The sequence below is a fragment of the Paradesulfitobacterium aromaticivorans genome (assembly GCF_054657415.1).
The window spans coordinates 1,657,230-1,680,292 of sequence record NZ_BAAHYT010000010.1 but is presented as its reverse complement, the minus strand read 5'-3'; the positions used below and the strand labels follow the sequence as shown (position 1 = coordinate 1,680,292).

The 23,063-nt window shown below is 48.2% G+C and carries 27 protein-coding genes and 1 other annotated feature; of the genes, 8 read left to right on the top strand and 19 right to left on the bottom strand.

Annotated features, from left to right (window positions below; all coding sequences use genetic code 11):
• Positions 1–97: 97 nt before the first annotated feature.
• From ACYQ2N_RS13890 to ACYQ2N_RS13880, 3 genes are all read left to right on the top strand, one after another.
• Entirely contained in the window at positions 98–2,209 is a 2,112-nt protein-coding gene (locus ACYQ2N_RS13890; protein ID WP_459999844.1) for a hypothetical protein, read from the top strand.
• A gap of 18 nt (positions 2,210–2,227) precedes the next feature.
• Positions 2,228–2,386: a hypothetical protein gene (locus tag ACYQ2N_RS13885; protein WP_459999843.1), complete on the top strand. Its 159-nt coding sequence runs from the start codon at positions 2,228–2,230 to the stop codon at positions 2,384–2,386.
• A 143-nt stretch (positions 2,387–2,529) separates the two neighbouring features.
• A complete protein-coding gene (locus tag ACYQ2N_RS13880) occupies positions 2,530–3,336 on the top strand; it encodes an ABC transporter permease subunit (protein ID WP_460000545.1) in 807 nt (268 codons plus the stop codon).
• A gap of 137 nt (positions 3,337–3,473) precedes the next feature.
• On the opposite strand, the gene ACYQ2N_RS13875 is transcribed toward ACYQ2N_RS13880, so the two are convergent.
• Complete coding sequence (locus tag ACYQ2N_RS13875) at positions 3,474–3,674, bottom strand: hypothetical protein (RefSeq protein WP_459999842.1); 201 nt, start codon at positions 3,672–3,674, stop codon at positions 3,474–3,476.
• Between the two features lie 33 nt (positions 3,675–3,707).
• Positions 3,708–5,351 (bottom strand): prenyltransferase/squalene oxidase repeat-containing protein, encoded by a 1,644-nt coding sequence (locus ACYQ2N_RS13870; protein WP_459999841.1) that lies wholly within the window; start codon positions 5,349–5,351, stop codon positions 3,708–3,710.
• An 85-nt stretch (positions 5,352–5,436) separates the two neighbouring features.
• On the opposite strand from ACYQ2N_RS13870, the gene ACYQ2N_RS13865 reads away from it, so the two are divergent.
• Both ACYQ2N_RS13865 and ACYQ2N_RS13860 read left to right on the top strand, forming a co-directional pair.
• Positions 5,437–5,769 (top strand): flavodoxin family protein, encoded by a 333-nt coding sequence (locus ACYQ2N_RS13865; RefSeq protein WP_459999840.1) that lies wholly within the window; start codon positions 5,437–5,439, stop codon positions 5,767–5,769.
• Positions 5,770–5,793: 24 nt separating this feature from the next.
• The gene (locus tag ACYQ2N_RS13860; RefSeq protein ID WP_459999839.1) at positions 5,794–6,225 is read left to right on the top strand and encodes a glycine/sarcosine/betaine reductase selenoprotein B family protein; all 432 of its coding nucleotides are present in this window, start codon (positions 5,794–5,796) and stop codon (positions 6,223–6,225) included.
• An 8-nt stretch (positions 6,226–6,233) separates the two neighbouring features.
• On the opposite strand, the gene ACYQ2N_RS13855 is transcribed toward ACYQ2N_RS13860, so the two are convergent.
• On the bottom strand, positions 6,234–6,875 hold the full coding sequence (locus ACYQ2N_RS13855) for a flavodoxin family protein (RefSeq protein ID WP_459999838.1): 642 nt from the start codon (positions 6,873–6,875) through the stop codon (positions 6,234–6,236).
• Between the two features lie 264 nt (positions 6,876–7,139).
• Between ACYQ2N_RS13855 and ACYQ2N_RS13850 the strand changes: the two genes are divergently transcribed.
• Both ACYQ2N_RS13850 and ACYQ2N_RS13845 read left to right on the top strand, forming a co-directional pair.
• Positions 7,140–7,577 (top strand): helix-turn-helix domain-containing protein, encoded by a 438-nt coding sequence (locus ACYQ2N_RS13850; RefSeq protein WP_459999837.1) that lies wholly within the window; start codon positions 7,140–7,142, stop codon positions 7,575–7,577.
• A gap of 65 nt (positions 7,578–7,642) precedes the next feature.
• Positions 7,643–7,816: a DUF1540 domain-containing protein gene (locus tag ACYQ2N_RS13845; protein ID WP_459999836.1), complete on the top strand. Its 174-nt coding sequence runs from the start codon at positions 7,643–7,645 to the stop codon at positions 7,814–7,816.
• A gap of 125 nt (positions 7,817–7,941) precedes the next feature.
• Here the strand turns inward: ACYQ2N_RS13845 and ACYQ2N_RS13840 are convergent, their stop codons facing one another.
• The 14 genes from ACYQ2N_RS13840 to ACYQ2N_RS13775 form a co-directional block, all read right to left on the bottom strand.
• Positions 7,942–8,070 carry a hypothetical protein gene (locus ACYQ2N_RS13840; RefSeq protein ID WP_459999835.1) on the bottom strand — a complete coding sequence of 43 codons (129 nt, stop codon included), beginning with the start codon at positions 8,068–8,070 and terminating at the stop codon, positions 7,942–7,944.
• A gap of 109 nt (positions 8,071–8,179) precedes the next feature.
• On the bottom strand, positions 8,180–8,482 hold the full coding sequence (gene yhbY, locus ACYQ2N_RS13835; RefSeq protein WP_459999834.1) for a ribosome assembly RNA-binding protein YhbY: 303 nt from the start codon (positions 8,480–8,482) through the stop codon (positions 8,180–8,182).
• Positions 8,483–8,580: 98 nt separating this feature from the next.
• On the bottom strand, positions 8,581–9,780 hold the full coding sequence (locus tag ACYQ2N_RS13830) for an ABC transporter permease (protein ID WP_459999833.1): 1,200 nt from the start codon (positions 9,778–9,780) through the stop codon (positions 8,581–8,583).
• Positions 9,777–10,910, bottom strand: a complete 1,134-nt coding sequence (locus ACYQ2N_RS13825; protein WP_459999832.1) for an efflux RND transporter periplasmic adaptor subunit — start codon at positions 10,908–10,910, stop codon at positions 9,777–9,779. Before ACYQ2N_RS13825 ends, ACYQ2N_RS13830 begins: the two co-directional genes overlap by 4 nt.
• Positions 10,911–10,940: 30 nt before the next feature.
• Positions 10,941–12,212 (bottom strand): GTPase ObgE, encoded by a 1,272-nt coding sequence (gene obgE, locus ACYQ2N_RS13820; protein WP_459999831.1) that lies wholly within the window; start codon positions 12,210–12,212, stop codon positions 10,941–10,943.
• On the bottom strand, positions 12,202–12,801 hold the full coding sequence (locus ACYQ2N_RS13815; protein WP_459999830.1) for a Spo0B domain-containing protein: 600 nt from the start codon (positions 12,799–12,801) through the stop codon (positions 12,202–12,204). Before ACYQ2N_RS13815 ends, obgE begins: the two co-directional genes overlap by 11 nt.
• Before the next feature lie 39 nt (positions 12,802–12,840).
• The gene (rpmA, locus tag ACYQ2N_RS13810; protein WP_459999829.1) at positions 12,841–13,140 is read right to left on the bottom strand and encodes a 50S ribosomal protein L27; all 300 of its coding nucleotides are present in this window, start codon (positions 13,138–13,140) and stop codon (positions 12,841–12,843) included.
• Positions 13,134–13,580 carry a ribosomal-processing cysteine protease Prp gene (locus ACYQ2N_RS13805; RefSeq protein WP_459999828.1) on the bottom strand — a complete coding sequence of 149 codons (447 nt, stop codon included), beginning with the start codon at positions 13,578–13,580 and terminating at the stop codon, positions 13,134–13,136. Before ACYQ2N_RS13805 ends, rpmA begins: the two co-directional genes overlap by 7 nt.
• A complete protein-coding gene (gene rplU / locus ACYQ2N_RS13800; protein WP_459999827.1) occupies positions 13,486–13,797 on the bottom strand; it encodes a 50S ribosomal protein L21 in 312 nt (103 codons plus the stop codon). The genes ACYQ2N_RS13805 and rplU overlap by 95 nt, the downstream gene beginning before the upstream one ends.
• 10 nt (positions 13,798–13,807) lie before the next feature.
• Positions 13,808–13,899: a sequence feature (ribosomal protein L21 leader region), on the bottom strand.
• A gap of 126 nt (positions 13,900–14,025) precedes the next feature.
• Positions 14,026–14,268 carry a MoaD/ThiS family protein gene (locus ACYQ2N_RS13795; protein ID WP_459999826.1) on the bottom strand — a complete coding sequence of 81 codons (243 nt, stop codon included), beginning with the start codon at positions 14,266–14,268 and terminating at the stop codon, positions 14,026–14,028.
• A gap of 194 nt (positions 14,269–14,462) precedes the next feature.
• Positions 14,463–15,791, bottom strand: coding sequence for an amidohydrolase (locus ACYQ2N_RS13790; protein ID WP_459999825.1), 1,329 nt, complete (start codon positions 15,789–15,791; stop codon positions 14,463–14,465).
• A gap of 39 nt (positions 15,792–15,830) precedes the next feature.
• Positions 15,831–17,693 carry an oxidoreductase gene (locus ACYQ2N_RS13785; protein ID WP_459999824.1) on the bottom strand — a complete coding sequence of 621 codons (1,863 nt, stop codon included), beginning with the start codon at positions 17,691–17,693 and terminating at the stop codon, positions 15,831–15,833.
• Between the two features lie 114 nt (positions 17,694–17,807).
• A complete protein-coding gene (locus tag ACYQ2N_RS13780) occupies positions 17,808–19,085 on the bottom strand; it encodes an MmgE/PrpD family protein (RefSeq protein ID WP_459999823.1) in 1,278 nt (425 codons plus the stop codon).
• A 107-nt stretch (positions 19,086–19,192) separates the two neighbouring features.
• Entirely contained in the window at positions 19,193–20,557 is a 1,365-nt protein-coding gene (locus ACYQ2N_RS13775; protein WP_459999822.1) for a purine-cytosine permease family protein, read from the bottom strand.
• A gap of 259 nt (positions 20,558–20,816) precedes the next feature.
• Between ACYQ2N_RS13775 and ACYQ2N_RS13770 the strand changes: the two genes are divergently transcribed.
• Positions 20,817–22,166: a BRO-N domain-containing protein gene (locus ACYQ2N_RS13770; protein WP_459999821.1), complete on the top strand. Its 1,350-nt coding sequence runs from the start codon at positions 20,817–20,819 to the stop codon at positions 22,164–22,166.
• A 349-nt stretch (positions 22,167–22,515) separates the two neighbouring features.
• Here ACYQ2N_RS13770 and ACYQ2N_RS13765 read toward each other — a convergent pair whose 3' ends face one another.
• Together ACYQ2N_RS13765 and ACYQ2N_RS13760 are read right to left on the bottom strand one after the other, a co-directional pair.
• A complete protein-coding gene (locus ACYQ2N_RS13765; protein ID WP_459999820.1) occupies positions 22,516–22,740 on the bottom strand; it encodes a type II toxin-antitoxin system HicA family toxin in 225 nt (74 codons plus the stop codon).
• On the bottom strand, positions 22,737–22,964 hold the full coding sequence (locus tag ACYQ2N_RS13760) for a type II toxin-antitoxin system HicB family antitoxin (RefSeq protein ID WP_459999819.1): 228 nt from the start codon (positions 22,962–22,964) through the stop codon (positions 22,737–22,739). The genes ACYQ2N_RS13765 and ACYQ2N_RS13760 overlap by 4 nt, the downstream gene beginning before the upstream one ends.
• Positions 22,965–23,063: the final 99 nt, after the last annotated feature.

The window sequence follows — 23,063 nt, the reverse complement described above, 5'->3', positions numbered from 1 at the left end:
TGCCCTTTACAACAAACCTTTTTGCATTTTGTACGAGAATTATTCTTAAAATTATTCCCTTTTTTCACTCAAAAATATTCCCAAAGGAGGAAAATTCATGGGACTGACATCCGGAGTTGCTAATGCTCCGATCTTACCGCCTGGTTGGTTACCACAGAACCTAAGCTCGGGACAAACCTTTGCGGATGCCCCCTCTTCCATACAAGGATCAACCGGGTGGACATATAACTATGATCCTGTAAACACCGTGAACGGAGTTTCGCCAAAACAATGGGCCAATGCCAAAGATACCAAAGGAAACCTGTGGGTTTGGATCCCGAGATTCACCTATATCATTCTTACTGACCCGACTATGCACGTCAAGTTTTCCAATGGCCTCACTGATGATATTGGTGGCAGTTATAAGAAGCAAAAAGGATTTACACTTGGCGCCACAGAACTTCCTGGCTTTTGGGCGATGAAGTACCAAGCTTACCAGGATGCTACAAATGGAAACATCCCTGGATCCAAGTCCGGCCAGGTGTCTTGGCGATCAATCACAGTAAACGACATCTTCACTAATTGCTTGAACCTCAAGAATAGCCTTGCGACATCGGCGGCCAGTGTGGACTCCCACATGATGAAGAATCTTGAATATGGTGCCGTGTCAATCCTGGCTTATGCAGTCGGCCAAGGAAGAGTGAAAATTAACGGAGATACCGGATACCACACAGGTTACACTACAGCCGGTACCGTTAATACTGCTGGATCACTGGATACAACTGGGGAAACTTCGACAACCGGCAATACAACAGGTGTCTTTGATATGGTCGGTTGCGGATACCAATATGTCGCCTCTTATGTTGATAACGCGAATGCCAACCTAGACACCTATTGTTTAGCCTTAAAAAACGCTGACGCAAAGTATAAGGATGTGTTGCCAATGGGTTCAGGGGACACGCAGGCGGCGAACTATGCGGCTGCTGCAGGTCTTTCTGACGGAATGATGTTGAATGAAACATCAACCAATGGAGATAACACTCCGGCTTCTGGATGGCTTAACTGGAATAGCGTTGCGACCAGCTCCGACTTTCCGTACTCTACCGCCCCTATGTTCATCCGTGGCGGCTACTATAGCGTCTCCGCCTCGGGCCTGGCCTTTTTCATCAGCACGACTGGCGTTGTCGGCGCCAGCATCGGTTTCCGCGCCTGCTTTGCAAATCTGAATTCTGCTCCTCTGATTTCTGGCGCGGATTCTAACCTCGGGGATAAGTCGGCACCGTTCAGTATAGTCTATCAAGTGAGTGACCCGGATGCAGGAAATACGGTCAATGTCGTCGAAAAAATTGATGCAACAACTTTAAGAACCATAAACGGAGCTGTACAGAACACTGATCTGGAGTTAATCATTGACATTGGAACGTGGAATGCTCTCGCTCTTGGATCTCATACGGCTACCATCACGGCAACGGATAACAATGGCTCCCAGACGGTCAGGACATACACCTTTAATAAGGTTAACGCTGCCCCTGGGCCAGTCAATCCACAGTCCCCGCCCGACACGTTCAGGGCCGCCTTGAGGCCGGTCTTTGAGGCGATTATTGGGGATGACCCGGAAAACGACGGCCAGAAGTTTAAGCTACAGCTCGCCACCGATATTGCATTCACGCAAAATCTCACAACTTATGACAGTGGTGTCGATGCGGCAGGGTGGGAAGCAAAAACCTCCTCCGGGAATTACGCTCCTCTAACTATTGCCGGAGTCGATAGCAGTTACGAAGGCGGCATGGTGCGCTATACATGCCAGGTAGATCTGGTCGAAGGGCAAACCTATTATTGGAGAATAGCACCGGTTGACGCTACCACCGGAAGCCAAGGAAACTGGTCTTCTACTCGCCAGATCAGAGCTGGCAACATCCTTCAATTCAAGCTTATGAATCCGATCGTCACAACGGCTGCAGCCGCAAGGATTGTGTTCAGTGCGATTGAGTCCATAGCCTCAGATGGTACAATGCCAGCGGACATCTTGGTTGAGGCTTGCAATAACGGTTTAGACGTTGCGCCGACTTGGGAAGATGTGACAGACTCTTACTTAACCAAGAATTATCACCAATTCATTAATGCGGCCAAAACTGCTGTAGACTGGGCTTTAGATGTCAGAATAACCATATCGTCTAATGATAGCCTAGGCGCAATCATGGTTGATGGTTTTGGCTTTAGCTTTGATTAAGCTGAAAGGGGTATAGCCATGAAAGCTTTATTCACGAAGGATCTCGCCGAGCTGCGCGCCGAAGAAGAAAATAAGCGGATTGATAGCCAAAGGTTGGACTACCTTGAGGGCTATCTAACAGGTAAGGATCCTACAAAATTTAAGCCTCCCAAGAGGATGAATAGGCAACAAAAATAACTAAAAAACGCGGGGAGAAGCTCAACTTCTCTCCGCGTTCTAGTAGCACTTTTTATAAGTAATTATGCAAAGCTTTATGCATTCGGTTTTTGCAAAACTCGTGAGAATTTTTTGCAAAAAGTTTGCGAAGCTACAGAAAGCTTCTGAACCGCGCGTTTTTTAGGGCAATGTTTAAACAACATCGTAAAAAGTTACTCAAACTCTCTTCTGGAATAATTCTCTATGAATGGCTCTTAACCGGGGTTTATCCGGTCATCGCTGAAAACCCGGCGGTGACGGAGATCGCGGAAGCTTTCCCCTCTGCAGTCAAAACGGTCTTTGGGGTTTCCTCGCAAGCCCGGGTAGATACATTTGAAGCATTCATATCTGCTCAATTTTTTGCGCGGATTTGGACTTCGCTAATGGCCATTTATGGCATCAAAATGGCGAATGCTTTATTAGCAGAGTTGGTGGATGATGGATCTTTAGCATTTCCCCTGTCTACTCCGGTATCCAGAGCAGATATTCTAATCACCCAAGCGGCAGTGCTTGTAAGCTCCAATAGTATATTAATAGCAGCTACGCTCGCAGGTCTTTCTTCTGGTGCCTTCCTGTTTGGAATCGAGCTCAATCACCGGCAATACCTGCGATTAGGTGTACTTGGATTTGCCTTTCTCTCAGTGATTGGCGGTTACAGTCTCTTGTTTTCTGCTTGGTTTGCCGAAGAAGAACGAGCTTTGGCTTATGCTTATGGTTTGACCTTTGCTTTCTACGCACTGGACGTCATAGGAGGTCTTACAGATAAACTCTCCTGGGCCCGGTATTTATCCCTTTTTCATTTGTTTAAACCACAAGAAGTTTTAGAAGGTACGAAAAATCCTTTTGGGGCAATTATTGGATTAACTTCCGGAGCTGCTATTCTGTTGGCCTTAGCGACTAAAGTTTTTGAGGGAAAAGATCTGGCGCTATAAGTAGTAGTAGGGAACGAGGTATAAAAAGGTTTTATAATGGTAAAGCCTAACTCTAGTTCGGGAAAAAATGTCCAAACGTTAGTTGAAAAAACACAGGAGGTGACTCAATAGTAATTTTGGGTCACCTCCCTTTTTTATTAACGAGACCTTCTAAAGCGGATTCTAGGAGCAAATTTCATTAAATCGAAGAGTTGATCTGAAGAAGTGATTCCTTTTTTAGCTAAGAATTTTTGCATTCCCATCGGTATTGGGCGAGACGAATTCAAAAATCCCTCCCCTGCTGGATCAGCTCCTCCCACTTCAGGCATGGCACCGATATGACCAGGTCGAAATAACATCAATTAACACCTCCTTGGTGGCAATATATTCCACTAGAAAGAGGTGTGTCCCTCGTAATACCTAAGAAATGATGCCTTGTAAAATTGTCGATATCTTTGTAATGCACGAATGGCTGTCAGTGCTGTTGTTAGCGGTTCTTCATAATTCCATCCCTTTGCGTAGATTCCTCGGTAAGAAGGATCGAATGAACCATTGCTATTCTGGGCTCTAAGGAGATTTCTTATTCCTCTATCCAAGACATCTCTTGGAACAACTCTCGCATATCGCAATAACCCGGAAAGGGACAAACTGGTCTCGACAACTGAACCCCATCCCCCGTCATCATTCTGTACTTTTATAAGAAATTCCAGACCTTTTTTTCTTGCCCCTAGAATGTGGCGTGCGGTATTCCATCGTTCCCAACTTAACTTCCACTTATTGAATAATTCTAGTGCCTGTGCTGTACTATAAACTGGCCCTTCAAACCAAGATGCTGGGAATGCACCTTGAGCATCCTGCTGAGATAAAATCCAATTTAACCCACGCCAAATTCGTTCATCTTGTGAACGTGAACGTCGCCATAATGCCTCTAGAACATGAATACTTACGTCAACACTCGGAATATATACCGGGAACTCCGAAGAAATCTGGGGAGGTGTACCTTGAAAACTGGAAAATGTTCCCCAGCTTCCGTCGGTATTTTGTAACTGCTTTAGGAGGTTAACTCCTAAATGATTCTCCTCCCCGATTTGATGCAAACCGATCAAAGCAACCGCCGTATCGTCTAGATCCGGATGCGTAAACGGAGGGGTGCTTCCATAACTACCATCTGTGTTCTGCCCCCGCTTTAACCAATTTACCGCTTGATTTAGCCAGGGGATATCTGTTAACCTCTGAGTTGTTTCTCCGAAGATACATACAGCCCAACCCATGGCCCATATTTTAAGTTGGTCAAATGCAGGCCACCCGCCACTTGGATACTGCTTCTGAACCAGCCACCGCCCTGCTTTTTCCATTCGTTCAGGATAGCCACCCTTACGCATGATCGCAAGAATAGCCAAACTGGTTGCAATAATATCCTCTGACCAGGAACCGTCAGGCATCTGTGTTTCCAGAAGGTATTGAACCCCTTTCCTGATTCCCTCTTGAGAATCTGAGGCAAGAAGTGATGCCGCAACAACAACCGGTCGGCCATAGAATGGCAACTTAGCTAAAACCCTGTCTTCGAGAACAGTCGGAAGCAAGATCTCTTCGGGGGTTGGTCCCTCCAGGCCGGGAACCGCCCTTTCTCCTAATGATAAAATCATACAAGAAAATTGCCGTGCCTGAGATAAAAGCTGAATCTTAGCTTTCCACCCTCCTTGACTCCCATTAAGAACCATTCCGGCGATCTTCGTTATCTCTTCATCCGGTTTGTCGCCGGGAAACTTTCCCCACCCACCTTGACGATTCTGCCTCAACCATTGTATTCCTCGCTGTTGAGCGTTCTCAAATCCTCTTCCGACTGCAAGCAGAGCAAGAGCTGCAAGTGCAGTGGCCCCTGGGCTTGCAGATACGCCGTGAGTTTCATCGAGATTTCCCGACAAGATCTGTTCCACGCCTTCAACCACAAAATGCGACGCTTTATTAAGACCATCTTGGATTTCGTTATTAAGATCCAAGGCACCACCTCCATCCTTATATTTAGCGTATGCCATAGTATGATTTATGTAAGAGGAAGGATACTCGTTCCATAGAATTCAGGAGGAAGGGATTAAGAAAGCCGGAGGACAGAGTACCACATTGAAAGCCAATGAAGCAAAACCCGAAGATCTGCTGGCTGCTGACACAATTGTATTGGCATCCGGTCAGCCTTTCGGCAGCCTGGCCGGGCCCGTAAAAACCTTTCTCGAATCGTGCTGGATCTATGAGGGAAAAGACCGGTTCGCGGGAAAAAAATATGCCGTGATAATTAATGGTGCCCGTGATCCAAAGGATGTAGCAGTCTATCTTGATAGCATATTGCCTTATTTTAAACTGCAGAAAGCAGCGGAAGCTGTTATATGTATTGCTAACGAGGTTGATAACTCATTGGATAAGTGTTCTGAATTAGGAGAACAACTAGGGCAAGCATAAAACGTTTAGTACTGGAGTGATCATTTGTTAAAGCAAAGAACCATTGAAGAAATGGTTAAACCCATGATTGTTGATAATTCAAAACTTGAGATACCCTGGAAACCTTTAAACAAACCATTAGCCGAGTGCCAGTTGGCCTTAGTAACTACGGCGGGGGTACATTTGGCTGAGCAAGACCCTTTCGATGTCAATGCCAAAGAAGGAGATCCAAGCTACAGAGTGCTTCCTGCGGATTCTCCTCTGGAAGATTATCGTATTAGCCATACACACTACGACCATTCAGAAGCAGACCGGGACATTAACTGCGTTTTTCCAATCACGCGTATACGGGAGTTGCTTGAACAGGGTTTTGTCCTAAAGTCTAATCTGGAAAAACTTAAAGCTACCCTGAATGCCTTAGTTGATATTCAAAACCCCGGTGAAATTAGGAAACTGCCTTATACATGGAAAGAGTAGGTTCAAGCCTACTCTTTTTTATTCTTAAGTGTGGAGCCTAATAGTTTGCCTGCCCTATAAGCTTGATCGATTGCGTCCTTTTGTTCATCAAAACGGGGAGGACAATGTTCACTCTTAATCTCGTCGAGAAATCCATGGTCCTTAACAACATTGCCAATACTACAGCTTTCCCCATATCCACAAGTGTAACACTGGGAATAGCCACGTGCGGCAACCGAACCAACTATCTCCATCCTATTTGATTTCATCATCTTGGCAATAAATGTCTGAACGGAGTTTTGAGTCTCCCTGCTATATTCCACGCTCACAACTAGACCTAACTTATCCTTTAAACTAAATACATCTCTGTGCCGGAAACAAAAGGTCCGTTCCAGACAGGCGTGACCAAGGGCATTGATTGTACCATAGTAATTGGGAGCTCCAAATACAATAGCCTCAGCTTTTATCATCTTTTCCCCGATTTCGTTCCAGTCATCCTTAACTTTGCAAAAATTATCTGTCGCACAACCTGTGCATCCGATACAACCGTTGATTCTTTTACCTGTTAATGAAACGTATTCGTACTCCATCCCACTCGCCTGAAGAACTGCATTTACTGCAGCACTGGTAATTCCATCTTTTCTTGCACTTGCACTAATCCCGAGAATCAAGGCAATCCTCCCTCTCACTTCAAACAAATAGTAAACAAATTTGACCTAAGGCTTACGTATCTCTTAAACGTACTCTCAACACGTGCAAATCGTTCTGATTGCAACGTTAAATTCATTATATCCTTATCCTTACGTTAACGTCAATATAAACGAACCCAAAATATATTTCATTTATTCGTCACTCTAATCAATTCGAGAAGGATGTGCTATACTAAAATATATTTTATAATAAATTCAAGATTAGCACGAATGGGAATGATTGGTATGAGCCAGGAAAAAAAGCACTTATTAAAAATTGGGGAATTGGCAAAAAGGGCCGGGGTAACAGTACGCACAATTCGCTACTATGAAGAACTTGGTTTGATAACCCCAACTGAATTAAGTGCAGGTGGCTTTCGGTTCTATTCTGAAAATGATTTAAACCGGATACTATTTATTAAACGTTTTAAAGACCTTGGATTACCGTTGGAAGAAATTCAAACTTTAATTTTAGGTTCCCAACCGCGAGAAACTAAAAGCCAAAGAATTCATGCCAGTTATTCTATGCTCGAAAACCAATTGAAAAAAATTAACGATAAAATAACAGATCTTCAAAAGGCCAAAGAAATAATCGAAAAAGGGCTTAAAGCCCTCGATATCTGCAAAAAATGCTCCTTGGAAACCTGTGAACCTTCATGTAAAAACAAAAAAGCATACTTATAAAAATCTTTTACGAACCCCAAAGAACGATTGCCATTTACATAAACCCTTGTGCTTCTGGAAATATTATGCCTGAGGTGATCTTTATGGAAATGTCAAATTTGAAATGCACAGTTGATACCTGCCATTACTGGGGTAGCGAAAACCATTGCATGGCCGATGGTATCGAGGTTAACAACCAAGTCAGTAGTGCTCAGACTTCTGATGACACCATTTGTAAAACCTTTAAACCACAAAGCTAAAAAGTTCTGTCAAGGGTTGCCGTCGGGCAACCTATTATTATGACCTTCGACTTTTATGTATTTCGTCTCAAATACCTCTTGTTTTTCGTTAAAATAAACTAATTTTTCGTTTCCAACTCGCGCCATTAAAGCAAGTTTGTCAGCAAGCCCCTTTGTATAGTGTATCGGTTGTATATTAAGGCACCGCCCATAATCCCTAAGCTACGTCCGCGGATAATATCTACCTTACCAGCTGTCATTTTTTCTGCGTTCATGCCAGACCTCCATACCGGATACTGCGGCATCGACAAAGCATGTTGAACACGAAGACCTTGCAACTGAGCCATGATAATAGCTCAAGTATACCAAAGACCCCGGTCAATGTCACTCAGGCAGAATGATCTGCGCTTTCCGTTTATCCCCATCACGATGCTTATATAAAATGAAATTGCGTCCGATCACTTGTACAACCTCAGCCTTTAGCTGCGCTGCCAGCTCCGCGGCAATATCCTCACACTCACTTACACAGTTGGGTAAGACCCGGCCCTTAATCAGTTCCCGTGCTTCCAAAGCTTCCCTCGCTTGTCCAAGCACCGTGTCAGTGATGCCGTTTTTGCCCACGATGAGAATAGGTTCCAGCTCATTGCCAATCGAACGAAGATAGCTTTTATGTTTGCCACTAAGCAAATATCATCTTCCTTTCCCCGATATTTCTAACATGAATCTTTAATGTTCGTGTGTTCGAAGTACGCATATTTAGTATGTTCGTGCCCAGAAGCTTGCTGCTATTCATATCTTAAAGCCGCGATCGGTTCCAGCTTTGCTGCCTGACGCGCCGGATAAAAACCGAAGAACAGTCCTACCCCAATGGAAAAAGTCACAGCCAGCGCAATGGCCCAGCCGGATAAAAGAGGCGGCCACTGCAGCATACGGGAAGCCAAGAACGCGCTCCCCACGCCTAAGGCCATCCCAATTAAACCTCCGATAAAGGAGAGGACTACCGCTTCCAGCAGGAACTGTACTAAAATATCGTTTTCCCGCGCTCCCACAGCCTTGCGCAGCCCGATTTCACGCGTGCGTTCTTTAACCGAGACCAGCATAATATTCATAATTCCGATCCCTCCTACTAAAAGAGAGATCCCAGCCACCACCCCGATAATAGCGGTTAAAATACGGGTAATCTTATTGGCAGCCTGTACCAGCTGCTGCACATTAAAAGCATCATACTTGTCCGTGGCCCCATGGCGCACATTAAGGATCCGCTTGGCTCCAGCAATAGTGCCTTCTAGATCTGCCTCGTGATAGGTGGCCCCCTCAAGCTGGTCGATCCGCTCTGTCTGAAAAATGTCCGTCCACGTACCCCGGGGCACGTAGGCAAAACTGTTCTGGGGCCCAACGTCAAACTGGGAAAACACAGATTTGTCTTTCGTAAGCACCCCGATCACACGGCAAGGGACATTACGGATAATAACCTGCTGTCCCAGCGGATTACCGGCCCCAAACAAATCAGACGCCAGATTTTGATCTATCACTACAACCCGCCTTGCACTTGTAGCATCCTCCTCGGAAACAAACCTGCCTTTGGCAACTTCCCGCCGCCGCAAATCCGCAAATTCCGGTGTGGTGCCGACAACTACCGCTGAACGCCTTTTCTGGCTGACGTCCAATTGGGCGTATTCTATACTAGCCGGTACCAGATATTTTAGCTGAGGTAAAGAACGGCGCAGGCTCTCAACATCCCTGGCGTTGAACCGATCGCTCTGCGTTGGTCCTCCCGCTCCCACACCCTTAACATAGAGCACAAACAGATTGACCCCGGTTTTCTCCATTTCCTGCATAATCGCTGCTTTCCCGCCTAGGCCGATGTTGACCACGGCGATAACCGCAGCGATCCCAATCACGATTCCAAGCATGGTGAGGGCGGCCCTCATCTTATTTATCCTAAGACTGCGCACTGCCCCCCTTAATCCTTCAACAAGGTTCATCCACCCTCACTTCCCGTTTGAGCCTGAGCCGGCATTCCTTCATAAAAATGGTCAGTCGGGTTTAGTACAATTACATCTCCCTCTTTAAGCCCGCTCACAATTTCCTGGTTCGTATCATCCGCAATTCCCAGACTTACTTCTGTCTTCCGGACTTTCCCTGCCTCCAGCCGGTAGACAAAACTCTTGTTCTGTTCTTGAAACAGAGCCTCCTGAGGGATAACCAAGACCCCCTCTTTGGCTGCCACCAAGATATCCACATCGACGCTAAAGCCCGGCTTAAGTGCAGAAAGTGCCTGATCAGGCACAACTTTAACCTTGACCGCGGGGGCAAGGTTTGTCTGAAGCCCAGGGGCAATCACAGCCTGAGGCGCTATGTCTGCGACCGTGCCTTGAAGAGGGTTTTTGTTGATCAGCCTGCCGCTGATTTGGGCCTTTTGTCCGCTTTGAACCCGAGCCGCATCCACCTCATTAAGGTTAAGTTCAATATTTAGTTGACTAAGGTCGGCTATTACCGCCAGGGGTGCTTGCACGGGGGCCAAATTCCCCTCCTGGGCGTTAACTTCAAGCACTGTCCCGGCAAAAGCGGTTTTTAAGCTAAGCTGAGAGCGCTGAGCCTGGGCTGCTTTTAAGCTTTCCTGAGTCTGTTTGAGGGCAGCATCCGCCTGGACCACAGCCGTTTCAGCCTGTTTAACGGATGCTACGCTGGGCTGGGGCACAGCAGCAACCTGAAAATCCCCCGTGCCTCCGCTGCCGGTCTTGAGCGCATCCAAATTAGCCTGAGCGAGATTGCGGTTAGCTTTCGCTGCATCAACAGCAGCTTGGGCCTGAGCTATCTGGGCATTAGCCAAAGTAGGGTCAAGTTCGATTGCAGTCGCCCCTGCCTGCACACCGTCCCCTGTTTTGACCGCAACTTTAACGACCCTGGCAGGACTTAAAGTCCTTAACTCTTGCGTCTTTTCCGGTTTCACTGTCCCGGTGGTATGTACCGACTCCTGCAGGGAAGCAGGTTTAACAACTACAACTCTGACTTGTACAGGGCCTTCAAGCTTGCCATAAAAATACCACATTCCCCACACGAGCGCGGCAAGGGCGAGCATTCCTGCCACTCCCCACGCGGCCTTGCGCTTCACCCTAAGATCACCTCGATTTCGTCCGTTATGTCAATCCTGCCACTGAAACTCCAACTCCCCGATCCGGACTAAATCCCCTTCCCTGATTCCCTCTGCCCGTAAAGCATCGTCCACTCCCATCGCCTTGAGGATGTTCTGGAAGCGGTACAGGCCTTCTTCACTTTCAAAATGGGTCATAACAACGTGTTTCTCCAGCTCTTTGCCGCTGAGAACGTAAACTCCTTCTTCCCTGCCAAGGCTGAAACGTTCCTGCGGTTCTGCCTTGGTCACCCGGTGCCGGCTGTCACTTTCTACTATCTTCGGCACAGGAAGATTAGGCAGAATCTCTTTAGCGCGGAACATTAACTGTTGCAGCCCTTCCCCGGTAGCTGCCGAGACCGGGAAAATCTCGTATGAATCTTTAAGCTGTGAGCGCAGGCGCTCCAAGTTTTCCTCGCCACCAGGTATGTCCATCTTATTCGCAGCAACGAGCATCGGGCGTTCAGCGAGATAAGTACTGTACAGACGCAATTCTTCCCGGATAATCCGGAAATCTTCAAGCGGATCGCGGTTTTCAGAACCGGAAATATCCAGGACATGAACGATCAGGCGTGTGCGTTCGGTATGACGCAAAAATTCATGCCCAAGACCGGCTCCTGTATGCGCCCCTTCGATAAGCCCGGGAATGTCTGCGATCACGAAGCTTTCCCCGTCTTCAAAATCCACCACTCCTAAATTCGGGACCAGGGTGGTAAAGTGATAATCGGCTATTTTGGGCTTGGCAGCCGACACCTGCGAGATCAAGGTTGATTTCCCTACATTCGGAAAGCCCACCAACCCTACATCGGCCAAGAGCTTGAGTTCAAACAGCAGCCAGCGTTCTTCTCCCGGCTCCCCGTTTTCCGACAAGGTCGGGGCTTTGTTGGTGTTGCTTAAGAAGCGGGCATTCCCTCGGCCGCCGCGCCCTCCACGCGCAACCACCACCTTCTGCCCGTTTTCCGTGAGATCGGCCAGAATTTCCCCCGTCTCAGCATCTTTGATCAAAGTCCCGGCAGGAACGCGCAAAGTGAGGTCTTCCCCCCCTCTGCCATGCATGTTCTTTCCTTCTCCATGCTTACCGCGGTCAGCCTTGTAGTGCCGTTTGTAGCGGAAATCCACCAAGGTTCTTAAGCCTTCATCAGCTACCAGGATAATGCTCCCGCCCCGACCGCCATCCCCGCCGCTCGGTCCGCCCTCAGGCACATACTTCTCGCGGCGGAAAGCCACCACTCCGTCACCGCCGTCACCGCCTTTAACATAGACTTTAGCCTGATCATAAAACATTACTATTACTCCTATCCCGAGATCGTGGTTCGATGTTCGCGTGGAATATATTCCACGCGTGAGTTCGATTAGTTCCCTCATCTTCAGCCCATAACTCAAACCTAAAATTAAGCCCGGACCCGGTCGCATTGATGTTCTCTGTTTCATTCGGAGCCCTTTCAATTATTAGGACAGCGCTTAGCGGTGAGTGTTGGCTCAGACTTATCTCCAAACATTCGCTAGTGTACCCGAAGAATGCCTGAAGGTATTCCTCCCGCCAGTGTTTGTCCCAAAATTCCTGTTCTTTCCAGCCGAGGGGCAGTTCAAGCCGCAAAGGAATTCCTTCTTTACGCAACTGTACGATCAGCCGCAGGACGCAGGCCGAAACATCTTTTTCCGGAATCTGGCCTGCTTTTTGTTCTGCTTCAAGTCCCGGCAAAATAGAGCGTATATAGTGCAAAGCTTTTTCACCACGGTTCATCTGTAGATAGCCGGAAGCCACCTGCCAGTGATTGAGAAAATCGTGGCGCTGCAGCCTGTAAGCTTCTAATAGCTCTGCGATTAATAGTTTATCCACTTCAGGCATATCCATTTCCCTTTCACAGTCCAATTATGTAAAAACCCCTGGGATCAACCCAGGGGTGATGTCTTATTGAGCTTGCGCTACTGGGCGCTCAGCATAGATGCTCACTTGTTTGCGGTTTCGGTCTTTGCGTTCAAACTTAACATAGCCGTCAATCGTGGCAAATAAGGTGTCATCTTTGCCAAGCCCGCAGTTTTTGCCTGCATGAAACTTGGTGCCGCGCTGGCGTACGATGATGTTGCCGGCAGTGACGAACTGACCGTCTCCCCGTTTAACCCCTAATCGTTGAGCCTGGCTGTCACGGCCGTTGCGGGAACTTCCCACCCCTTTTTTATGGGCGAAAAGCTGCAGATTCATTTTTAGCATGGAGTCCACCTCCTCCGCTCTATCGTTAAATGTTGTTCACCGTAAGTTCGCTGAATTTCTTGGGCAGCCATACTCATGGTCTGTAAAATCCACTGGGCCTGATCCAGTTCCAGTTCACTCAGTTCAGGCAGGGGACAGGTTAAATACCCGTCCTTTTCCTCCACCTGCGGAGGATGAGACAAAAAATGCTCCAACCCGTTAACGGCAGCTATACTTAAAGCGGAGACAGCGGCGCAGACAATGTCCTCGCCATAAACGCCATATCCGGCATGCCCGCTAAGCTCAAACTGATGCACCCTGTCTTGATCATCAAGCCACAAAGTCAGGCTGATACCTTGATCCTGTTTACGCTTGGAGCGCTTCAACACGGACTTTTGTATAGGGTTGGCGATGCCCTTGCTTACGGCGGTAGTTCTTTTTCGGTTTGTACTTGAAGACAATAATCTTCTCCCCTTTACCGTGCTCTACCACTTTGAGCATGGCCTTAGCACCGTCTACCAAAGGGCTTCCGACCTTCACTGCTCCGTCTTGCGCTACCAAAAGAACACGGTCAATTGTTACCGTATCCCCCACATTGGCCTCGAGCTTTTCGACCTTGAGCACATCGCCCTCTTGCACCCGGTATTGTTTGCCACCCGTTTCAATCACTGCGTACATTCTAACACCTCCCAAATCCTAGACTCGCCTCCCCAGGCCGACTCAATCAAAAAAATTTAATTCAGTCAGTTTGAAGCCTGTTGCGAGCGGTTGCGGCAGAGAGCCACCACATTTTAGTATTTTAACATTAGCTCTACTAATCTGTCAAATACTATGATCATTATATCATGCCAACCCCAGCAAATAATTGCCAAAAGTTCTCATGCCACATTTTTGTGAATAAAACTTTTACCCCCCTGCTAAGAGCGGAAAAATTTTGATACTGTCTCCAGCTTGCACAGAAGCATCAGCTAAGACCTGGCGACCGTTCAGGGTAACGAGCACGGGTTCCTGCTCCGGGATACCCAAACGACTTAGTACATCCGCCACGGCGCAGGGAAAGTCCAGTTCCAGCGCAAAGGCACTCCCCTCCCCAGCCGGAGCATACTTCTGCAGAGTCAGGTTGAGCTTGACCGCAACAGTATTACCCATTTCTATTACCACCCCAAATCTTTTTCACTACCCCAAGCCTTTTCTATCCCGAAAATTTTCCTTTAACATCCAGTGTTTGCGGACACCAAGCGAGCACCGTAAAATTATATCTCTTATGCACCTGTTTTAATTGTATCAAGACCGTAGTCATTGCACAAGTAATTAAGATTAAGGTGGGCAACGATATTAGATATCTAGCCCTCCTTGCGCTTGTCACTGCGGTTTAACTCCCCAACGACCCGGGCCAGCCCTTCGAGGGCAATCGCCAAAACCTTTTCATCAAAATCAAATCCCTGGTGGTGATGTCCATATTTTACAGAAGTCCCAAACAGGAAATAGCTTGCTAAGCCATCATGCTCCTGAACTTTGTTTATCATTAAGGTTACGTCTTCAGAAGCGCCTAAAGCCAGGGAATCGCGAATTAATTCAATGCGGCTGCCGTGTGTGAGAGCCTGCCTGAGCAGGCCGTTCCAGACCGTGGAGCCCACAGCACTGACCGCTTCCCCCATCTTCTTAATTTCCAGGTCCAAATCATACATTTGAGTGGCGGCCCGTAGAATTCTCTCCGCCTCCTGGGAAAGGTAACTGTTTACCTCTTCCGTTTCCCCGCGCGTTTCCAGTTGGAGCCAGGCCTCTGCGGGAATGATATTGCGTCCCGAGCCCGCCGTCAGCCTACCGACATTGAGGCGGGAAATCCCCTCGCTGTGACGGGTGATGGCATGCAGGTTCAACACAGCAGTAGCTGCCGCCAAGAGCGCATTCTTGCCTTTTTCCGGCTCGCGCCCGGCATGAGCCGCTTGCCCACGCAAGAGAGCATCCCATTTAGTCGTGGCGTAAAAATGCGTGGCATTTAGGACTATCTCTCCCAAGTTCTCAGCACCAAAGCCAATATGCCCGCCTAAGAAACAATCCACATCCTCAAGCCACCCTTTTTCCACCATGGCCAAGGCGCCGCGGCTGCCTTCCTCGGCTGGCTGGAATAAGAGCCTGATAGTGCCGGCTAAAGCCAGATTATCCTCATACTGAGAGAGCAGGCGGGCTAAGCCAAGCCCGATGGCTGAGTGGGCATCATGCCCGCAAGCATGCATTAAGCCCGGATGGCAGGAACGAAAACCTTCCTTGGCAGGAAAGTGGCTCGTATCTTCCGCTTCCTCAATGTCATTGCTGTCAATGTCAAAGCGCAAAGCAGTCACCGGGCCGGGCCTTCCTGTCACCCATTCGGCCACGACTCCAGTGAACCCACCTTGCATCAGTTCCATTTCCTCCGGGTTTACCCCTTCTGCTATGGCTCGCTGTTCACATTCGTGCAAGTACTCAGATTCAGGAACCCCATAACGGGCTGAAGGCTCAACTACTTCCCGACCCAAGTAAACTTTCCAGCCCCATTCTTTAAGCTTTGAAGCAATAAAAGCAGAAGTTCTATATTCTGTCCAGCCGCTTTCAGGGTAAAGGTGCAGTTCACGCCTCCATGAAACCAGTTGAGGAAAGAGCGCTTCTACCTCGTCTGCAATCCAGTCTGTCAACTCAATCTCAACCCTTCCTCCAAATAGTTGCCGTCCCAGTTAAGCAAGTGCTGCCTTCCAGACCCGTTCAGCCAAAGCGCTCGCTTCATAACTGTCTCCGAGATAGACTACCTTAGCAGCTTTCCCTTCATAACGCTCCCGGAGCACCTCTTCGTCGAAATCATGGGCAAAAACGAGATTTTCATAAGCACTGAGAAGTTCTGCCGTTATTTCCGCCTCGTGAAGCATTTCCACACCCGCTTTGACCAGACGCTCTCTCGTATAATAACGGATCGTCGGATGAGCGTCCTGAATCATATTCGGGTGATCATATATGAATGTTACTTCTTTCCCACGTCCGGCTAAATAAAGTGCGGTTTCCGCAGCCAGGATTCCGCTTCCCACTACGGTATAGGATGAAGCAGACAAATCCTGTGCGCGTAAAATATCGAGCGCATATTGCCCTTCGTACACTTGATAACGGGGCTTAATTCCCCCGGGTTCTGCCACATAAAGCACGTCAAATTCAGCGTTTTTCAGCTCTTTAGTCACATCAGCATTGAGTTTAACCTCAACGCCCAGCCGCGCCAACAGCTCCTGGCGGTACTCTACCCCTTTAGCGAGTTCCTGTTGGCCTGGCACTCTGGGCCTAAGGACTCCGAGCAAGCCCCCCACTTCTCCGTTTGCTTCCAGGAGCACTACTTTATGCCCTTTAAGCGCCGCTGCTTTAGCAGCCTCAAGCCCGGCTATACCGGACCCGATCACGCCAACCTTAAGGGCGTGAGCATCTGCCTTTTTAGCTTGGGCCTGGTCTAATTCCCTTCCAACCGCACTGTTCATGAGACAGATAATCTGCGGCCGGTGCGTCCGCGCATTACAGGCATTGCAGCCCAGACAGGGCACAATCTCTGCCGTCTGCTCAGCCAAAGCTTTGTACCCGAATTCCGGATCAGCAATCTGACCGCGCCCAACAGCCACCAGGTCAGCCTGTTCTTGAGCCAGGATGTTTTCCGCAATCTCCGGCGTAATAACCCGCCCGGCAGTCACGACCGGAATCCTAAGCTTGCTTTTGATCACGGATGCCATCTCCGCCTGGTTAGCCACCGGTTCCCCGGAAGTAACAGACAAGTAGTGGTAACTTTCCTTGACACTGACAGAAACATCAATAAGGTCGACTCCGAGATCCTCGAGCATCTTCGCTATTTCTGCCGCTTCTTCAACATGAATGCCTTCAGCCACGTATTCTTCCGCATTAAGACGACAGGCAATCGGATAGTCCACACCCACCAAACCCCGAGTGCTCTCTACGACTTCTTTAAGGAAACGCATGCGGTTTTCAAGGCCGCCCCCATATTCATCCGTGCGCTTGTTCGCATACGGGGAGAGAAACTCCGAAATTAAATAGCCATGCCCCGCGTGAATCTCCACTCCGTCAAAGCCCGCCTTCTGCGCCCGCTTTGCCGCTTGGGCAAACTGCCCGACCATGTGCTTAATCTCGGTGACCGTCATTTCTTCAGGCATCTCACCCACAACCGGATCGGGTATAGCGGAAGGTGCCAAGAGCGGTTGGCGGGAAAAGGCAGAAGTCATTTGCCGCCCGCAGTGGATCAGCTGAGGCATTATCTTCGCCCCGGCCTCATGCATCGCAGAGGTTAAACGCTTAAGCCCCGGGATTAAAGAATCATCGTGAATCCCGACTTCGCGCGGGGTACCCTTGCCGCTCCAATCCACAAACACGCTCTCCAGGAAAATAAGCCCTACCCCTCCCTGTGCGCGTGCTTGTAAGAAAGCAATAAGCTGGTCTGTCACTTCCCCGTTTTCCGTGGCAAAGTTACTGATCAGCCCCGGCAAAACCAGGCGGTTACGCAAAGTCAAGTTCTTTATCTTAAGCGGTGAAAACAACCGTGAATAGGCTTTAGACATTTCTCACACTCCCTTATTTCCTACTGAATCTTGATAGTTTGACCCATTATCATTCAACTATTATTGGAAACACTTCTTAAATTAGAGACTAAACTGATTGCACGCTCAGATCCGTTAGATCTCCGCTAATATCTCCTCACAGCTTCCGGCTTCCATCTGCTCAATGATTCCAGCCAGGCGGCTTACCTTCTCAGGACTAATTCCCCGTATTGGTGCCTCTTTAAGTAGAAGTGCGCGTTCCTGCGCCAGAGTCGGGAAGTATAGTTCCGAAGGATTGGCAACCCTCTCCGTGTACACTCCTTTGGTTGTTATAACCTCTAATTCTGCCTCATACTCCTGTAAGCCGGAATCCGGGATAATTTGTGCTTTCGAGGCAATCCGTACCACTTCAGGATGATTGGCCCAAGAAAGAAGCTCAGACTCGTACTTGCCGTGATGCAGAGCTATGGCCACATTGCTGGGGATGCTTACAATCGCTTGGTTAATGATGGAATACGGCCCTGTTTGCAGATTAAACGGCAGCACTTGTTTGGCTGGAACCCTTACTTTTACCCCTAAAGTCTCTCCGTCAGTAAAGGGTCCATGACTTTGCGCAAGACGCACGGCAGCTTCCACCGGGCTCAAAGCAAAGATATGAACAGGATGGCGTTTAACTCCTAGTTTTAGCAATGACAAGCCAAACCGTGCCTGCGGGGGGTTAAGTTCGGTTTGTCCGCCAAACACACCGGCAAATTTTTTCTCCCCGGTAATATAAATTTCTCCGCCTTCCAGACCCTTAAGTCCCACATGCGCCGCGAAAGCAGCATGGTACGCCCCCAGAGCCGCTTGATAGCGCCACTCATCCGTTCCGCCCAAAAGTGAACTCCCGAGGCCGAAAACATTAGCAGCGGCATGAGCCAGGATGCGGGCAAACTCCTCATGCTTAGCTGAGGAAGCGTAAGCGACGGCGGCAGCAGCGGCCACAATGCCGAACACCGGCGTGCCCCTAAAACCCCGAGCACCTGCTCCTGCTCCCAATTGGTCACTTAAAATAATCCCGGTCTCAAATCCTACTGCCAGCGCCCGTAAAAGCTTGTCTCCGCCAATCTCATGCTCTGCTCCGAATAAGAGGGCATTGGGGATAATCAGCGGTCCAAAATGGTTGGCTCCGTAAAAATCCTCACAAGCTCTGGCCGAAAAAGCCAAGGCTGTAAGCAACACCCTGTCCAAAAACTTTTCTTTAGTATAAAGAGGCTCGACCGCCCGATATTCCCGGCTGGTATAGCCCCAATCTCCGACAACGAGGTCATGTAGTAAAACGGCTTTTAAGCGTTCCACTTCCTGCGGCTGCAAGCTTGGATACTCTCTCTCTGTTAGATAGCTAACCAAATTCTTTTCATAATTTATAACCATCCAATTAATCCTCCAGCTCAACCGTTTTACGAACAAATCTTGTATTGCTGGGTGACCTAGATTTTAGGCCACCCAGCGTTCGGTTATTTTACCACTAAGTCACGTTCTCAGGCATTCTGGGACACAGGTTTCTTCTTCAAGATAAGATAAATTATCCCGGACAACACTAACGAAATGAGAGAAACGATAACCCAGGAGTGATAGGGTCTAACCATCTTCAGCAAGTAGAAGTAAGACACTGCGCCCACGATCCAGGAGATATAGCCAGGGACGTTAAACCCGCCTTGGCCCCAGTACCTTCCGGACTCTTTATACAAATCATCCGTACTGAGTTTGCCGCGATTCGTAAAGTAATAGTCAAAAATCATAATCCCGAACAGCGGAGCGAGCAGACCGCCCAGGTAATCGAGATACGGGATGACGAAGAACACGACTTCAAGTTTGGTGGCCAGGATAATAGCGGGAATGCCTACAACCGTTGCTACGGCCCACAGGGGAACCTTTTTGCCAAAAGACTCCATCATGTTAATTCCGGCCATAGCTGTAGAATACAGAATAAGCACGGAAGTGGTTAAAGTCGCAAACAGAATCATAAAGAGAGCGATCAGGCTGCCAATACCGGATCCGAGCGCAGTCAGTGGGTTTGGCACTCCTAAACCGACAGCGGAAATCATCCCGATCATGTGGATGACAGGGGTAATGATCAGGAGAGACAACCACACGCCATACAGGGAACCCTTGCTCGTTTTTCCCATCCGGGTATAATCCGCAGCCATCGGTGCCCAGGTCAAAGCACTGACGATCATGACGTCAAAAATTGAGAGGAACGTATTAGTCCCTTCGTTTTTCATATTGAGAATCTCACCAAAAGAATACTTGCCCATGGCAATGTAAGCAACATAAATGAGCGATATAATCAAAATTGGCACAACTAAATCGCTCATCTTCTTAATGGTCCGCCCACCGCGGGTGGCAATTAAAAGCGTGGCCAAGCCGATGATAACTACCGAGATAATGAGCGTGGCATTGCTTTGTAAAGCCGGGTTCACAGACACGATCAAGGTATTTAGGGCGCTTCCGCCCAGAGCTACTTGCACCGCAGTCCAACCGGTTAACTCAATAAATGTAATGATGACGGGAAGGATGGACCCACGGATACCAAAAGCGGAACGGGTAGCAACCATGGTCGGTATCCCTTCATTGAACCCAATTTTGCCGATAAAACCCACGATAAGGCCACCGACAATGCCATAACCAAGAAAAACCGCAACAAAAGCCTGCAACACCGTAAGTCCTTGAACAGTCCCGGCACCGACCACAAAAAAGGAAATCGCAATTTGCGTTCCGGAAAAGATAAGGAAGATATCAAGCAAGTTGTACTTGCGCTTATCCATACCAAAAGGCCGGATATCATCTTCCCCTTCCATCGGTGCGCCAAAAATGAGAAACTTCAGTCTGTCCCATGCGCTCAATGTAAAAAACCTCCTCTTAAAATTATTTACGGCATTTTACCGTAAGTCTTCCGTTAATGATATTATACGACATCCTCGGTGAAATTCCTGCCGACACCCATAAATTTTTGTAAAATTTGTGCAAACCGTCATCGGTTAATCAGGGTATGAGAATCATCCGTCTGAGAATTGTCCGCCTTTACATTAAGTTAGCGGAGTAGTTATAATTAATAAGAACATAGCTGATTAACGCACATGCCCGGCGAAGGAGGATCTTAGTGTGGAAGACAACTTCCGCCTGCTCATTGTAGGACCAGAAGACAATGTAAGAGCTGTCATGGAATTCGCAGATCTGTTTCAAAACCTTAACTTAATTCCGCGGCCATACACATCATCGGAAGATGCTGTTGCCACGGTCGCCGCCAGCTCCGGATATTTTGACGGCGTGCTCTTCACCGGGCCGATCCCGTACATGAGGGCATATGAGGTATACCAGAATCAATTTCCGATGTTTTATATACCCTCCGGCGGCAAAGCATTGTTTAAGGCTTTCTTTAAGGCCGTACAAAACGGGGCGGATCTTAGCCGCATCAGCATCGACACGATTACCAAGCATGAAGTCAAAGAGACTTTAAGCGAATTAGGACTTGAGACACAAGAACTGTATGCGCTCCAATACAGCAACCCTATTTCTAACGAAGCATTTATCGATTTCCATGCTAAACTTTACCGCGAACAAAAAACGACCTTGGCCTTTACCTGCTTGCAGTCTGCTTATCAAAAGCTTACTGAAGCAGGAGTGCCGGTCGTCCGTATCACTACCCCGCGCTCTGCCGTCCTGGATGCCCTGGAAAGAGCGCAACTTATTAGCACAAGTGTCATTAACAAAGCGAATCAATTGGTCGTGGTGATGATCGAAGCCACGCTTGTAAATGAAATGTCATTAACTACCGTGCAGATCCATGAGAAACTCCTGGACTTGGAGCGAAAAATTCTCAAGTTTACGCAAGAAGTAGAAGGAAACCTTACCCGCAGTGTGCGCGACCAGTTCGTGATCGTAACTACGCGCGAGCTGTTTGAAAAATTGACGGATTCCCTGACCTTAATGCCCCTTTTAGGCACACTTTTGGAGCAGACTTCGCTCGTTTTGCACTTGGGTGTGGGTATCGCCAACACCGCGTCCATCGCCGGTTACCATGCCAGAATCGCTTTGCAGAAGTCACGGGAAACCGCTGACAATTCCTGCTTTGTCTGCCTGCCCAACAAATCAATCCTCGGGCCTCTGGGGACAGCGAGTGCAGCCCCCCGCAGGCTAAGTATTACTGAGCCTGCTTTACTGGAACTGGCATCCAGGTCCGGCTTAAGCCCGACTTTGCTTGAGAAGTCAATTCGCTCGATTCTCGATATGAAAAGCGAATTCTTTACGGCGTATGATGTGGCAACAGTGCTCTCCACCAGCATCCGCAACGCCCGTCGCATTTTACAGCATCTGGCCGCCCACCAGGTGATTGAAGTGGCAGGTAAGGAACTAATTACAACCAAAGGCAAGCCGCGCAATGTCTTTCGCTTCAACAAGGAATTTCCCGGAAACGAGCTTAGGTATTTAGCCCCGAAAAGTTCAAAAGGCTAAATCGTTCTTTAGCCGTTCGATAGTCTTGGGCGCGCGACGAATGCCGACCTGTTTGCCGGTATAGAAGCTTAACCCGAGGAACTTTCGCTTCCATGGGCGGTCTACGGCGCTTTTCTCTTGATTAACTTGCCGATTCTCTATCGGGAGTAGATTTCCTTAGCCGAACGTACAGCTACGAACGTACAGCTATGATTCTCCATTCAATTCAGATTTCCTGCTAACATAATAAAAATTGTTCATGCCAACCTCAATTATTTTTTTCTGGAGACAGACCGGCTTTTACCAGTACCAAACCATAGGCCTCTACTTTGGGTTCTCAAGGAATAAGCGGCTCGTTTTTGTTTGTCGCTTAGAGTAATTCGATAAGTTCATCTATGGTTAATCCAGCCTGTTCCAGAATACTCTTTAGCGTTTTTATGTCTAGAATAACGCCGACATGTACTGGCACACAAACCAGGTTACCATCCGCACGACGCAAATAATGGTGACTGCCCCGGATATGAGAAATCCGGAAATCCGCCCTTTTCATAGCGCTAACAACGTCTTTTCCCTCTACTCTCGGCATTCTGCTCATTGCCCATAACTCACTTGCACTTCCGCTATATCTAGATCACCCTCAGGGATCGGTAGTCCTTCAATCTGCAGTGCTTCCAGAAAACCACCTATGGCCTCCTGAACATGTTCCAGAGCCTCTTCGCGGTTTCTCCCCTGAGTAACACATCCCGGCAGTGCAGGTACAGTAACGGTAAAGCCACCGCTTGCGTTTTGTTCCAGGATAACCTTAAATCTCCGTAGCATTGTGGTTGGCCTCCTAATAGCTCTTATTCTTCAAATCAAGGTAATTCTTTTCTTCATTATATACTATCTATCAGTTTATGAAAATGTCGTTCAAGAAAT